Here is a 13,608-nt window from a genome sequence, read left to right as displayed (position 1 = left end):
CGCCCGCACCCGTACGCCGATGGGGCGCCGCTCATCATGAGCGGCGCCCCATCGGCGTACGGCAGAAGCGCGGAAAGGCCTCAGAATTTGTTGCGCGGGGTGATTCCCAGGGTCATGCCCGCGAGGCCGCGCTGGCGGCCGCCCAGCTTGCCGGCGATCGTGCGCAGCGCCGAGCCCGCCGGGGAGTCGGGGTCGGTCAGGACCACCGGCTTGCCCTCGTCGCCGCCCTCGCGCAGGCGGACGTCGATCGGGATGGAGCCGAGGACCGGGACCGTGGTGCCCGTCGTCTTCGTGAGGCCCTCGGCGACCCGCTGGCCGCCGCCCGTGCCGAAGACGTCGACCATCTCGCCGCAGTGCGGGCAGGGAAGCCCCGACATGTTCTCGACGACGCCGACGATCTTCTGGTGGGTCTGTACGGCGATGGAGCCCGCGCGCTCGGCGACCTCGGCCGCCGCCTGCTGAGGCGTCGTCACGACGAGGATCTCGGCGTTCGGGACCAGCTGGGCGACGGAGATCGCGATGTCACCGGTGCCCGGCGGCAGGTCGAGGAGGAGCACGTCGAGGTCGCCCCAGAAGACATCCGCGAGGAACTGCTGGAGGGCGCGGTGGAGCATCGGGCCGCGCCACACGACCGGGGCGTTGCCCGGCGTGAACATGCCGATGGAGATGACCTTCACGCCGTGCGCCGACGGCGGCATGATCATGTCTTCGACCTGGGTCGGCTTGCCGTCCGCGCCCAGCATCCGGGGCACGGAGTGGCCGTAGATGTCCGCGTCCACGACGCCGACCTTCAGGCCGTCCGCCGCCATCGATGCCGCGAGGTTCACCGTCACCGAGGACTTGCCGACGCCGCCCTTGCCGGACGCGACCGCGTAGACCCGGGTCAGCGATCCCGGCTTGGCGAAGGGGACCTCGCGCTCGGCGGTGCCGCCGCGCAGGGCGCTCGCCAGCTCCTTGCGCTGCTCGTCGCTCATCACGTCGAGGGTGACGTCGACGTGTGTGACGCCTTCGACGGCGGCGACCGCGTCGGTCACGTTCTTCGTGATGGTCTCGCGCATCGGGCACCCGGAGACCGTGAGGTACACGGTGACCGCTACCGCCCCATCAGGGGAGATATCAACCGATTTGACCATCCCCAATTCAGTGATGGGTCGGTGGATCTCGGGGTCGTTCACCGTCGCCAGTGCTTCACGCACCGCGTCTTCCGTAGCCATGAGACCGATAGTACGGCGCGGTAACCCCGCCCCGGAAAGAGCCGTCAACGGTCGCCTAGATCACGCCCGCCGCTCTCCTCCGCCGGGAATACCGCGCGGCTCCCCGCGCGCTGCTGCTCCAGCTCCCTGACCAGGTCCTGGAGTTCGGAACGGATCCAGTCGCGGGTGGCGACCTCGCCGAGACCCATGCGCAGCGAGGCGATCTCGCGGCTCAGATATTCGGTGTCCGCGATGGAGCGCTCGTTCTGTTTGCGGTCCTGTTCGAGGTTGACCCGGTCCCTGTCGTCCTGCCGGTTCTGCGCGAGCAGGATCAGGGGGGCCGCGTAGGACGCCTGCAGGGAGAGCGCCAGGGTCAGGAACAGGAAGGGGAACGGGTCGAAGCGCAGCGCCTGCGGCGCCCAGACGTTCCAGCCGACCCACACGATGATGGTGACCGTCATCCAGACGATGAAGCGCCCCGTGCCGAGGAACCGCGCGATCCGCTCGGAGAGCCGCCCGAAGGCCTCGGGGTCGTACTCCGGCAGGAACTTGCGGCGCGGCGGCCTCGGCTGGTCGAGGCGGAAGCGGGGAGCGATCCGCTGCTCGGCGCGGGTGTCCCGCTCGCGGTCAGCCGGCGGCACGTGGCGCCCCCTCCTCCTGGTGGAACTCCGTCTCGCGCCAGTCGTCGGGCAGCATGTGGTCGAGCACGTCGTCGACCGTGACCGCCCCGAGCAGCGAGCCGCCCTCGTCGACGACGGGGGCCGCCACCATGTCGTACGTGGCGAAGAACCCGGCGACCTGGGGCAGCGTGGTCTCCGGCGCGAGGGTCTGCAGATCGTCGTCGAGGATCGAGCTGACCAGCGTGTACGGCGGATCGCGCAGGAGCCGCTGGAAGTGCACGGTGCCCAGATACTTGCCCGTCGGCGTCTCGTCCGGCGGACGGCACACGTAGACCTGCGCGGCGAGCGCGGGGGAGAGGTCCTGCTGGCGCACCCGCGCGAGGGCGTCCGCGACCGTCGAGTCGGGCCTCAGCACGATCGGCTCGGTCGTCATCAGACCGCCCGCGGTGCGCTCCTCGTACGCCATCAGGCGCCGCACGTCGGCGGCGTCGTCCGGCTTCATCAGCGTGAGCAGCCGCTCCTTGTCGTCCTCGGGCAGCTCGGCGAGCAGGTCGGCCGCGTCGTCCGGGTCCATCGCCTCCAGGACGTCGGCGGCGCGCTCCTCCTTGAGCTTGCCGAGGATCTCGATCTGGTCGTCCTCGGGGAGCTCTTCGAGGACGTCGGCGAGCCGGTCGTCGTCGAGCGCGGCCGCCACCTCCGCCCGCCGCTTCGGCGAGAGGTGGTGCAGGACGTTGGCGAGGTCGGCGGGGCGCAGCTGTTCGAGGGTGGCGAGCAGGCTCTCTGCGCCCTGGCCGTGCTCCTCCAGTGAGAAGCCGTCGACGGCCGACCACTCGACGGTGAGCGTCTCTCCCTTGCGCCGGAAGGTGCCGCCCGCCCGTCTCCCACCACCGTCCTTCCAGGGAAGCGCCACGCGCCTTTCTGATCCCTTGCGGACGAAGAGCCGGTCGATCTCCCAGTCGCGCCGGGCCGGAAGCTGCTGCACCGCCACGTCGAGGACGGTGACCTCCTCGCCCGTCTCGACGAGTCTGACCCGCCGGTCGAGCATCTCGCCGAGCACGAGCCGCTCGGTGGGCCGCTGCTCGAAACGCCGCACGTTCAGTACGCCGGTCGTGATGACCTGGCCCGTCTCGATGCCGGTCACGCGGGTCATCGGCAGGAAGATGCGGCGCCGCGTGGACAGCTCGACGACGAGGCCAAGGAGCCGGGGCGGCCTGCGCTGCACCCGTAGCGTCGCCACCAGGTCGCGCACCCGCCCGACCTGGTCGCCGTTCGGGTCGAAGACGGCGCTGCCGGCCAGGTGCGAGACGAAGACCCGGGAGGCGCTCGCCGCCATGTCACGCGCCTCCCTCGCTCCTGCGTCAGCTCTTGATGTCAGGTCTTGACGTCAGCTCTTGACGTTATGCGCAGTTCTGTCCTGCAATGCGGGCTTCAGGCTAGCCCGTCCCGGTCGGATGTGCCCCGGCGGAGCGTCCGGCCGCACTGGCGACGATCCACCTAGTCAGCACGGGTACGCTGCCGTACTGCCGTAGCCGTAGCCGTCGTCCCCACGAGAGGCAGCGCCCCCTGTGCCAGCTATTCCCCCGGTCCGCCGTATCCGCAAGACGGCACTCGTGAGCGCGATGTGCGCGGGTCTCGTCGCGGGGGTCACCGGCCTCACCGGGTGCAGCAGCGACGAGGATCCGGACGCGGGCACGAACGGCATCGGCAAACTCTCCGCCGCCAAGATCCAGAGCAAGTCCAGAGCGGCGGCCGACGCGGCACCCGCCGTGCGGCTCGCGGGCACGCTGGTCAGCAAGGGCCACACGTACAAGCTCGACATGCGCCTGAAGGAAGAGGGCGGCACCGGCTCCGTGACCTCGAAGGGGGAGACCTTCCAGCTGCTGCGCGTCGGCAAGGAGCTCTTCCTGAAGGCCGACTCCGCCTTCTGGACCCACGAGGACGCCAAGGGCGGCGCCGAGAAGCCCGGCAAGACGGACGACGCGGCCGCGGCCAAGCTCGACGGCAAGTTCGTGAAGGTGCCCGCCGGGGACGCGGCCTACAAGCAGCTGAGCGGCTTCACGGACAAGGACCTCCTCCTGGACGGCATGCTCACCCTGCACGGCAAGCTGGCCACCGGCGACCGCGGTACGACGGACGGCAACCCCACCATCGAGATCAACGGCGACGAGGGCGCGGGCGGCACCCTTGACGTCTCCCTGGAGGGCAAGCCCTACCCGCTGCGCCTGGAGCGCGCGGGCGACACGGGCACGCTCCGGCTCAGCGACTGGGGCCAGGACTTCACGCTCGCCGAGCCCGACAAGGACGAGATGGTGGACTACGGCGAGCAGCTGCCCACGTCGTAGGGGCGGGGCGCGTAGGGGCGGGGTCGCGTACGAGCGGGCCGCGTACGAGCGGGTCGCGTACGAGCGGGGTGCGTAGAGGCGGCGTGCGTACGCCGTGGGGGCGCGCCAGGCAGTGCGTACGCCGGGGTCGGCGCGTGCACGTCTAGCCGCGCCGCTTCTTCCGCTTGAACAGCAGCCGGGGCAGACTCTCGGGCACCGGCTGCCGGGTGGTCGCCACGGTCGGCAGCGGCGGGGCCGCCAGGGAACCGTCGGGCAGGTCGGTGATCGTGTCTTGCGGGGTGAGCCGGACGACCCGGCACTCGTCCGCCCAGCGCTGCGGCATCCGCTCGCCGTCGGGCGCGTTCAGGCGCTTGCCCTTGAGCTCGGCGACGGCCGCCTCCCACGCCTCGGAGCGCGGCGCGAGCTCGGTCACCTGAGCCGTCCAGGCGACGAGCCGCCCGCCCTTGTCCTTGCTGCGTACGGTGACTTCGGCGGTGCCGCCGTCGACGAGCCCCGGCAGCGGCTGCTCTCCGGGGCCGTCGCCGATGAGGTGCGCCGCACCCTCGTGCCATACGTGCCACAGGGCGCGGGCCGGTTCTTCGCCGCGCACCCAGATGAGGCCCGACTTCTTGGTGGCCTCCTCGACGAGGGCCCGGGCGAGCAGCGTTTCTGTCATGCGCGCAGCCTATCGACAGGCCTTGCGGCTACAGCCAGCCGTTGCGCTTGAGGGTGCGGTGGATGGCGTAGCAGGCGCCGGCGATGAGGCCGAGGACCATCGGGTAGCCGAACCGCCAGTGCAGCTCGGGCATGTGGTCGAAGTTCATGCCGTAGACCCCGCACACCGCCGTCGGCACGGCGATGATCGCCGCCCAGGAGGTGATCTTGCGCATGTCCTCGTTCTGCGCGACCGCGGCCTGCGCGAGGTTGGCCTGGAGGATCGAGTTGAGGAGTTCGTCGAAGCCGACGACCTGCTCCTGGACGCGGGCCAGGTGGTCGGCGACGTCGCGGAAGTACTTCTGGATGTCCGGATCGACGAGCCGCATCGGCCGCTCGCTCAGGAGCAGCATGGGCCGAAGGAGCGGGGACACGGCCCGCTTGAACTCCAGGACCTCCCGCTTGAGCTGGTAGATCCGCCCGGCGTCGACACCGCGTGACGTGCCTTTGCCCGGCGCCGAGAACACCTCGGTCTCCACGTCGTCGATGTCGTCCTGCATGGCGTCGGCGACCGCGAGATAGCCGTCGACGACGTGGTCGGCGATGGTGTGCAGGACGGCGGACGGGCCCTTGGCGAGCAGCTCGGGCTCCTCCTGGAGCCGGCGCCGCAGGGCGCGCAGCGAGCCGTGGCCGCCGTGCCGCACGGTGATGAAGAAGTCCCGTCCGGTGAAGCACATCACCTCGCCGGTCTCCACGATCTCGCTGGTGGCGGTGAGCTCGGCGTGCTCGACGTAGTGGATGGTCTTGAAGACGGTGAAGAGGGTGTCGTCGTAGCGTTCGAGCTTGGGCCGCTGGTGGGCGTGGACCGCGTCCTCGACGGCGAGCGGGTGCAGCCCGAACTCGGCGGCGATACCGGCGAATTCGGCCTCGGTCGGCTCGTGCAGACCGATCCAGGCGAAGCCGCCGTCGCGGCGCACCTGGAGCATCGCCTCGTGCGGCGTGAGCGTGTCGTCGCAGGCCGCGCGGCGGCCGTCGCGGTAGACGGCGCAGTCGACGACGGCGGAGGCGGCGGTGGGGTCGCGCGTGGTGTCGTACGAGCTGTAGGCGCTGCCGTCCTTGCGGAGCGAGGGGCGGACGGCGGCGCGAAGGTCACGGATCATCGACATGGGCAGGCTCCTTTGACGGAGGCCGCCGGCGGCGGGTGGAACTACCCGGAATGGGGACGTCCTGCTGAGGATGTTTGGCACGTCCACAAAGCGGGGAGCACCGCACCATCGCGGTGGCAGCTTCGCTACTGACTCAGATCAGATAACTCAGAGAGATCAGGTGGAAACGAAGTGCTCTTCCGTCGCACGCGAGCACGGGGAGTACAGGCGCACAGTGGCAGCTACAGGGCTGCGTGAGGTGTCAGACGGAAGAACGGGTGGTACTGCACGGTCGACTTCGATCCATGGCAGCCCCACCTCCTCCGGCCGGTCCCCCGTAGGGGAAGTCCCAAGCGCGTAGCGCGCGAAGTCATCTGCCCGGGCTTGAGAGCGCGCGCTGCGTGCTGCCCGGAACCAGCGGCCAACACTATCAGCCGACTGAAGTGTCAAGCCCCGTCTTTACCCTCCCAACCCGTCACCCGACCGCCGCCCCTGAACGACGACGCTGCGCGCCGGCCCCTTTTCCGCGAGTTCTATGCTCGCGTCATGGCTGATGTTCTTGCTCTGGTCGAGGCCCGTCTCCGTACTGGCCTGGGTGAACCGGACGCCCGCGCCGCGGTGACCTTCCTCGGCACCGACCGCGTCGAGGTGTTGCGCTTCACGGACGGGGACGTGGTCAGATACGCCACCCTGGGCATGGCGGCCCAGCCGATGGCCGACCCCACCGCCGCCCTGGCCGACCCCGTCAAGGGCCCGCGCGCGGAGCTGATCCTCTCGGTGCGGGGCGGTGTCGCGGACACGGACAAGGTGCTGCGCCCCCTCGCCGTACTGGCGGCCTCACCCCAGGTCGAGGGCCTGATCGTGGCCCCCGGCGCCTCGCTCGACGTGGGCGAACCGCTGTGGCCCGGCGCGCAGTTCACCTCGGTGCTCGTCGCCGAGCCGGGGGGCCTGGTGGAGGACCTGGAGCTCGACGAGCCGATGGAGCCCGTACGTTTCCTGCCGCTGCTGCCCATGACGCCGAACGAGGCGGCGTGGAAGCGGGTGCACGGCGCGCAGGCCCTTCAGGAGCGCTGGCTGAACAGCGGAACGGACCTGCGCGATCCGCTGCGCAAGTCCGTGTCCCTGGACTGAAGTCCCTTGCCGGGAGCCCCGGTTGGCTCAGTTGGCGAAGACGGTGACGCTGTCCTCCGTGGCGTGCTTCGGTTCGAGCTCCGCGGCCTCGTGGGTGAGGGCGTCCTTGCGGACCCAGACCACGACCGCTCCCAGGACCGCCGTGACGGCCGCGACCACGAACGGGATGTGGATGTCGCTCCACTCCTCGATCTTCGGCGCGAAGAACGGCGCGGCGGCGGCCGCGAACCACCGGACGAAGTTGTAGCCGGCGCTGGCCACCGGGCGCGGCGCGTCCGAGACGCCGAGCGCGAGCTCGGTGTAGACGGTGTTGTTCACGCCGATGAAAGCGCCGGACAGGATCGTGCAGACGATGGCGGTGGCGTGGTTGCCGTACCCGAGCACCAGGACGTCCGCCGCGAGAAGGACCAGCGAACCGCCGAGCACCTTCAGGGAGCCGAACCGCGCCTGCAGCCGCGGGGCCACGAGCACCGAGAAGACCGCGAGCAGCAGGCCCCAGGCGAAGAAGATCGCACCCGACTTGTACGGGGTCATGTTCAGCACGAACGGCGTGAAGGCCAGGACCGTGAAGAACGTGTAGTTGTAGAAGAACGCGGAGGCGGCGGCGGACGCGAGACCGCCGTGTCCCAGGGCCTTGATCGGTGCGAGCAGTGATGTCTTCTGCGCGGGCTTGGGCTGCTCCTTCAGGAACGCCGTGATGCAGAGGAAGCCGACTGCCATCAGAACCGCGGTGCCGAAGAACGGGTAGCGCCAGCTGGCGTTGCCGAGCACCGCGCCGAGCAGTGGTCCGCACGCCATGCCGAGGCCGAGCGCCGACTCGTAGAGCAGGATCGCCGCGGCGCTGCCGCCGGCCGCCGCTCCGACGATGACGGCGAGCGCGGTCGACACGAAGAGCGCGTTGCCGAGCCCCCATCCCGCACGGAACCCGACGAGCTCGCCGACCGATCCCGAGGTGCCCGCGAGTCCGGCGAAGACCACGACGAGCGCGAGGCCGAGGAGCAGGGTCTTCTTGCCGCCGATCCGGCTGGAGACGAATCCGGTCACCAGCATCGCGACGGCGGTGATGAGAAAGTAGGAGGTGAAGAGCAGGGAGACCTGGCTGGCCGAGGCGTCGAGGCCCTTGGCGATGGAGGGCAGGATCGGGTCGACGAGCCCGATGCCCATGAAGGCGACGACGGACGCGCCCGCGGTCGCCCAGACAGCCTTCGGCTGACGCAGAAGGCTCGGGGCTCCCTCGTCGAACGGGTCCCCTTCGGCGGGACCTCCTGTGCTGCTGTTCATGCCTGCTCCTTAGCGGCTTCCGTAAGCGGCTTCCGTGGTGCGGCTCGCAGAAGCGGCTTCCGTCTAGATCGTTGACGTATACATATATTAGTTAGCAAGGCTAAAAGATGCAAGCTACATCTAGTTTCGCCTGGTGACAGGGCCACGGAGAGGGCCACGGACAGCGCCACCGGACGGGTGATCGTCCTTGACGGGGCGACGACCGGGGAGGACGGTTGGTCGTTATGAGGGGCGAACCCAGTTGCCCGAAGTGTGGTGGCCGGGTCAGGGCTCCCGGTCTCTTTGCAGATTCCTGGCAGTGCGGTGTGCACGGGACGGTGCATCCGCTGCAGCCGGTGATCCCACCCAGCGTCGAGGCTCTCCAGGTCGTGGTGCACCGCGCGCAGGTGCCGGTCTGGATGCCGTGGCCGCTGCCGGTCGGCTGGCTCTTCACGGGTGTGGCCTGCGCGGGTGACGACCGCAGCGGCGGCCGTGCGACCGCCGTGGCCTGCTCGGGGCCCGCGCCGCTCGGCGGCATGGGAGAGCTGGTCCTTGTCGCCGAGGAGCTCGGCGTCGGCCTCGGCGCGCGGTACGCGGGCATCGACGGCCCGGACCCCGGGCCCTATCTGAACGTGGAGAAGCCGCCACCGGCCAAGCTCCTCGCGGCAGGCAGGCCGACCCCGATGTGGCATGTGGCGGGTGCGCCGGACGACCGTGCGGTCTTCGCGGGCGAGGCGCGCGGGCTGTGGCTGTGGGCGATCGCGTGGCCGGAGCAGTCGGGGCTCTTGATGTACGACGAGCTGGTGCTCACCGATCTGCGGGACGCGGGGGCCGAGACGGACCTGCTGCCGTGCGGGGCGCTCTCGCCGCGGATTCTGATGCCGTGATGGCGTGTCCCGCGTCCCGTGTCCCGTGTCCCGTGATGGTGTGATGGCGGCGTCTGGTGGGGCCGTTGGTGCCGTGAGGGGTGTCTCCTCTGTGGCGGACGGGGGAGCGTCCCAGTCCCGTTATCCTTGAGCGTCCCCCTGACGACTGTCGCTCGCGGCTCACTCGCGTCACTTGCGTTGGTCGAGTCAGCCGTAGTGAGCCGTAGGCAGCCGTAGGCCGTCCCGTCGGAGTCTGGAGTTCAGCGTCGTGCGCATCGATCTGCACACCCACTCCACGGCTTCCGACGGCACGGACACCCCGGCGCAGCTGGTGCGCAACGCTGCCGCCGCCGGGCTCGACGTCGTCGCGCTCACGGACCACGACACCACCCGCGGACACGCGGAGGCCGTCGCGGCTCTGCCCGCAGGCCTCACCCTTGTCACCGGCGCCGAACTCTCCTGCCGCCTCGACGGCGTGGGCTTGCACATGCTGGCCTACCTCTTCGACCCCGACGAGCCGGAACTCTCCCGCGAGCGCGAGCTCGTGCGCGACGACCGGGTGCCCCGCGCCAAGACGATGGTCGGCAAGCTCCAGGAGCTCGGCGTCCCGGTCACCTGGGAGCAGGTCGCGCGCATCGCGGGCGACGGCTCGGTCGGCCGCCCGCACATCGCCGAGGCCCTGGTGGAACTGGGTGTCGTGCCGACCGTCTCGGACGCCTTCACGTCCGACTGGCTGGCGGACGGCGGCCGCGCGTACGCCGGGAAGCACGAACTGGACCCCTTCGACGCGATCCGCCTGGTCAAGGCCGCGGGCGGCGTCACCGTCTTCGCGCACCCGGCGGCCGTCAAGCGGGGGCAGGTGGTGCCCGAGGCCGCGATGGCGGCGCTGGCCGCCGCCGGTCTCGACGGTGTCGAGGCCGACCACATGGACCACGACCCGGCCACCCGCGCCCGGCTGCACGGCCTCGCCGTGGACCTCGGCCTGCTCGCCACGGGGTCGAGCGACTACCACGGCAGCCGAAAGACCTGCGTGCTCGGGGAGTTCACGACCGACCCCGAGATCTACGGGGAGATCACGCGCCGCGCGACCGGGGCGTTCCCGGTGCCGGGCGCGGGCGGAGGTCCTGCCGCGTAACAGCGGCTTCCCCGCTCGGGCTTCCCCGCCCGCCCCACCTTTTCCGCCGCCCTCGCGCGGCACTTTCGTACGACTCACCGCAAGGCCATCACTGTGTTCGACGTCGCCGTCTTCGGCTCCCTCTTTCTGACCCTTTTTGTCATCATGGATCCCCCTGGGATCACCCCGATCTTCCTCGGACTGACCTCCGGCCGTCCCGCCAAGGTGCAGAGGAAGATGGCCCTCCAGGCCGTGTGCGTCGCGTTCGGGGTGATCGCGGTCTTCGGGGTCCTTGGCCACCAGATCCTCGACTACCTGCACGTCTCCGTCCCCGCGCTGATGATCGCGGGTGGTCTGCTGCTCCTGCTGATCGCGCTCGACCTGCTCACCGGCAAGACGGACGAGCCGACGCAGACCAAGGACGTCAACGTCGCCCTCGTACCGCTCGGCATGCCGCTGCTCGCGGGGCCCGGCGCGATCGTCTCGGTCATCCTGGCCGTCCAGGACGCCGACACCGTCGGTGCGCAGCTCTCCGTGTGGACGGCGATCGTGGCGATGCACGTCGTGCTGTGGCTCGTGATGCGCTACTCGCTGCTGATCATCCGGGTCATCAAGGACGGCGGCGTGGTCCTGGTGACGCGGCTCGCGGGCATGATGCTCTCCGCGATCGCGGTGCAGCAGATCATCAACGGCGTGACGCAGGTGATCAACGGCGCCTAGGGCGCCTCCACCGGGGGCGGGCCGCCCGGACATGCCAAGGGCCCCCGTACCAAAGGTGTACGGGGGCCCTTCAACCTGTCTCTGTTCAACCTGTGCGTTACGAGGCCTGAGATTCGGCCGGTCGGATATAGATGCGCTGGCCGATCGCTGCGGCCTGCTGCACGATCCGATTGACGGAGGCGGCGTCTACGACGGTCCGGTCCACGGCGGAGCCGTCGACGTCGTCGAGTCGCATGATTTCGAAGCGCATAAGGCTTCTCCCTTCGTCTGGTCATCCTCCTGGAGGAGAACTACTGGTGTTGTGGCCGCCGGGACAGCTGTGTCCGGCGTTCCTACGGGTACAACGAGTTGCCCCCAGCAAACATTCCCTACGCTAAGGAAATTTTTCGACAGACTAATTACTCATGAGTAGCGAGACCGGTTGTGTTCGCTGCGTGACCGACAGGACAATGGGCCCCTATGGCCCCCATGAACGACGAGATCGAGATCAGCGCCCAGCTGGAGCGCGCCAACGGACTCCTTGAGCGCGTGCTCGCCGAGGTGGCGAAGACACCGTCCACGCACGCGATCTTCGTCGACGCCGGATATGTGTACGCGGCGGCGGGGCGGCTCGCGGTCGGCACGGAGGACCGGCGGGCCTTCGACCTGGACGCGGAGGGGCTGATCGACGCGCTCATCGACAAGGCGCGCACGATCTTCGCGGACAGCCGTCTGCTGCGCGTCTACTGGTACGACGGTGCGCGGCGCCGCATCCACACGGTGGAGCAGCAGTCGATCGCGGAGCTGCCGGACGTCAAGGTCCGTCTCGGCAACCTCAACGCGAACAATCAACAGAAGGGTGTCGATTCCCTCATCCGGACGGATCTGGAGTCGCTGGCCCGGCACCGCGCGATCAGCGACGCGGCCCTGATCGGGGGCGATGAGGACCTGGTCTCGGCGGTGGAGGCGGCGCAGGGTTACGGCGCGCGCGTGCATCTGTGGGGCATCGAGGCGACCGACGGCCGCAACCAGGCCGAGCCGCTGCTGTGGGAGGTCGACAGCCAGCGCACGTTCGACCTCGACTTCTTCAAGCCGTACGTGTCCCGGCGCAACGCCGCCATGTCGTACGAGACGGCGGGCACGTCGCGTCCCTCGCGCGAGGACGTGCGTTTCGTCGGCGCGCAGATCGCCGCGAAGTGGCTGGCCGCGCGGGGGCGGGCGGCCCTTGTGGACCTGCTGCCGGGCCATCCGTATCTGCCGGGATCGGTGGACCAGGAACTCCTGGTGGAGGCGGAGAAGCTGCTCGCGTACTCGCTGCGGGGGCAGTCGGACCTGCGGCGGGCGCTGCGGGACGGCTTCTGGGGCCACCTGCAGACGCACTACTAGCTAGTCGCCGGCGTTCTGGTCCCAGAAGGCGATGAGGGCCGCGGTGGTCTGCGCCGGGCGGTCGGTGTTGGGGGAGTGCTCGGCGCCGGTGATGACCGTGCGCTGAGCGTGCAGGCGGACCGCCATGGCGTCGAGCCAGGGGATGGGCCAGGTGTCGTCGCGCTCGCCGGAGATGACGTGCTTGCGCAGGGGCACGGCGGCGAGTTCCGTGACGCGGTCGGGCTCGGCGCAGAGCTGCTTGCCGGTGGCGATGAGCTGGGCGGGGCTGTGGCGCAGCCAGCGCTCGCGCAGGACGTCACCGTCGAGGGCGGTGTCCTCGGGCGGATCGAAGGCCTGGATGGCCTCCCAGGCCTCGGCCATCGACAGGACGCCGAGCGCGTCCGTCAGCATCTTGGCGCGGGCCTGCTGAGAGGCGGAGATGGCGGCAGGCCCGGAGGCCATGAGGGTGAGCGAGGCGAAGGTGTCCGCGGGGGCGCGGAGGGTGGCGGCGCGGGCGATCTGGCCTCCGAGGGAGTGCCCCAGGAGGTGGGGCGTGCCGGTGACCGCGTCGGCCTGGGCGAGTACGTCCTGGGCCAACTCCGCCTGGGCGTACGGGGATTCATCCTTCTCGGGGCCCTGAGTCTCGTACTGCCCCCGGCCGTCGACGGAGACCGCCCGGTACCCGGCATCCGCGATGGGCCTGAGCAGGGCGATGAAGTCCTCCTTGCTCCCGGTGAATCCGGGGAGCAGCAGGACGGTGCCCTTGGCCTCGCCGGCCGGGCGGGCGTCGAGGGTGGCGAAGTCGCCGCGCACGGTCCGAAGCCGCCGCGCGTCGACGCCAGGGGGCGGGGTGAAGGTGGGGGGCCTGCTCATGCCTCCGAGGCTAGTCGCAGGGGCGGGGACGGGGGCAGGGGTGGGGGCAGGGGCGGGGGCTTGGGCGGGGTGGTCGGCTTTCCCGCGCTCCGTGCGGATCTTCCCCGCTCCGTGCGGATCTTCCCGGCCCTGCTCCGTCCGGCTCTGCTCCGTCCGGCTCTGCTCCGCCCTGCTCCGTCCGGCCCTGCTCCGCCCGCTCTGCTCCGCCCGGCCCCGCTCCGCCCCGCGCGGATCTCCCCCGCCCGGTCACCCCACCCGTTTGCCCCGTATGGGTGGGGTGGCCGGGTGGGGTGGCGGTCAGGTGCGGGGTGGTCGGTGGGGTGGAGTTGGGGCGGGTCTGTCCCGCCCACCCGTCCGTTCACCCCGC

The 13,608-nt window shown here is 70.4% G+C and carries 14 protein-coding genes; 6 read left to right on the top strand and 8 right to left on the bottom strand.

All coding sequences use genetic code 11. The annotated features are described in order from the left end of the window. Positions 1-80: 80 nt before the first annotated feature. The 3 genes from ACFVXC_RS10125 to ACFVXC_RS10115 are packed head-to-tail and all read right to left on the bottom strand — an operon-like array spanning position 81 to position 3,146. A complete protein-coding gene (locus tag ACFVXC_RS10125; protein WP_389903530.1) occupies positions 81-1,214 on the bottom strand; it encodes an Mrp/NBP35 family ATP-binding protein in 1,134 nt (377 codons plus the stop codon). A 44-nt stretch (positions 1,215-1,258) separates the two neighbouring features. Continuing rightward, positions 1,259-1,834, bottom strand: coding sequence for a DUF1003 domain-containing protein (locus ACFVXC_RS10120; protein ID WP_389903527.1), 576 nt, complete (start codon positions 1,832-1,834; stop codon positions 1,259-1,261). After that, the gene (locus tag ACFVXC_RS10115; protein ID WP_389903525.1) at positions 1,821-3,146 is read right to left on the bottom strand and encodes a magnesium transporter MgtE N-terminal domain-containing protein; all 1,326 of its coding nucleotides are present in this window, start codon (positions 3,144-3,146) and stop codon (positions 1,821-1,823) included. Before ACFVXC_RS10115 ends, ACFVXC_RS10120 begins: the two co-directional genes overlap by 14 nt. 286 nt (positions 3,147-3,432) lie before the next feature. Between ACFVXC_RS10115 and ACFVXC_RS10110 the strand changes: the two genes are divergently transcribed. Continuing rightward, positions 3,433-4,155, top strand: a complete 723-nt coding sequence (locus tag ACFVXC_RS10110; protein ID WP_389904406.1) for a hypothetical protein — start codon at positions 3,433-3,435, stop codon at positions 4,153-4,155. Positions 4,156-4,297: 142 nt separating this feature from the next. Here ACFVXC_RS10110 and ACFVXC_RS10105 read toward each other — a convergent pair whose 3' ends face one another. Beyond that, positions 4,298-4,810, bottom strand: a complete 513-nt coding sequence (locus ACFVXC_RS10105; protein ID WP_389903524.1) for a hypothetical protein — start codon at positions 4,808-4,810, stop codon at positions 4,298-4,300. A 28-nt stretch (positions 4,811-4,838) separates the two neighbouring features. Continuing rightward, the gene (locus tag ACFVXC_RS10100) at positions 4,839-5,954 is read right to left on the bottom strand and encodes a magnesium and cobalt transport protein CorA (RefSeq protein WP_389903521.1); all 1,116 of its coding nucleotides are present in this window, start codon (positions 5,952-5,954) and stop codon (positions 4,839-4,841) included. Between the two features lie 525 nt (positions 5,955-6,479). On the opposite strand from ACFVXC_RS10100, the gene ACFVXC_RS10095 reads away from it, so the two are divergent. Further along, positions 6,480-7,064 (top strand): suppressor of fused domain protein, encoded by a 585-nt coding sequence (locus ACFVXC_RS10095; RefSeq protein WP_389903518.1) that lies wholly within the window; start codon positions 6,480-6,482, stop codon positions 7,062-7,064. Between the two features lie 27 nt (positions 7,065-7,091). On the opposite strand, the gene ACFVXC_RS10090 is transcribed toward ACFVXC_RS10095, so the two are convergent. Continuing rightward, on the bottom strand, positions 7,092-8,345 hold the full coding sequence (locus ACFVXC_RS10090; RefSeq protein ID WP_389903516.1) for an MFS transporter: 1,254 nt from the start codon (positions 8,343-8,345) through the stop codon (positions 7,092-7,094). Positions 8,346-8,569: 224 nt separating this feature from the next. On the opposite strand from ACFVXC_RS10090, the gene ACFVXC_RS10085 reads away from it, so the two are divergent. The 3 genes from ACFVXC_RS10085 (at position 8,570) to ACFVXC_RS10075 (ending at position 11,024) form a co-directional block, all read left to right on the top strand. Further along, positions 8,570-9,211 (top strand): DUF6758 family protein, encoded by a 642-nt coding sequence (locus ACFVXC_RS10085; RefSeq protein ID WP_389903514.1) that lies wholly within the window; start codon positions 8,570-8,572, stop codon positions 9,209-9,211. A 247-nt stretch (positions 9,212-9,458) separates the two neighbouring features. Continuing rightward, positions 9,459-10,325, top strand: coding sequence for a PHP domain-containing protein (locus ACFVXC_RS10080; protein WP_389903513.1), 867 nt, complete (start codon positions 9,459-9,461; stop codon positions 10,323-10,325). Between the two features lie 93 nt (positions 10,326-10,418). Further along, positions 10,419-11,024 carry a MarC family protein gene (locus ACFVXC_RS10075; protein WP_389903511.1) on the top strand — a complete coding sequence of 202 codons (606 nt, stop codon included), beginning with the start codon at positions 10,419-10,421 and terminating at the stop codon, positions 11,022-11,024. Between the two features lie 97 nt (positions 11,025-11,121). Here the strand turns inward: ACFVXC_RS10075 and ACFVXC_RS10070 are convergent, their stop codons facing one another. Further along, positions 11,122-11,274 carry a hypothetical protein gene (locus ACFVXC_RS10070; RefSeq protein WP_389903510.1) on the bottom strand — a complete coding sequence of 51 codons (153 nt, stop codon included), beginning with the start codon at positions 11,272-11,274 and terminating at the stop codon, positions 11,122-11,124. A gap of 209 nt (positions 11,275-11,483) precedes the next feature. On the opposite strand from ACFVXC_RS10070, the gene ACFVXC_RS10065 reads away from it, so the two are divergent. Then, positions 11,484-12,389 (top strand): NYN domain-containing protein, encoded by a 906-nt coding sequence (locus ACFVXC_RS10065; RefSeq protein WP_389903508.1) that lies wholly within the window; start codon positions 11,484-11,486, stop codon positions 12,387-12,389. Here ACFVXC_RS10065 and ACFVXC_RS10060 read toward each other — a convergent pair whose 3' ends face one another. Continuing rightward, the gene (locus ACFVXC_RS10060; RefSeq protein ID WP_389903506.1) at positions 12,390-13,241 is read right to left on the bottom strand and encodes an alpha/beta fold hydrolase; all 852 of its coding nucleotides are present in this window, start codon (positions 13,239-13,241) and stop codon (positions 12,390-12,392) included. Between the last annotated feature and the right edge of the window lie 367 nt (positions 13,242-13,608).

Origin of the sequence: Streptomyces sp. NPDC058257, from assembly GCF_042881845.1 — a bacterium.
In the GTDB taxonomy this organism is placed as follows: Bacteria; Actinomycetota; Actinomycetes; order Streptomycetales; family Streptomycetaceae; genus Streptomyces.
This window is presented reverse-complemented; position numbering and strand designations above follow the sequence as displayed.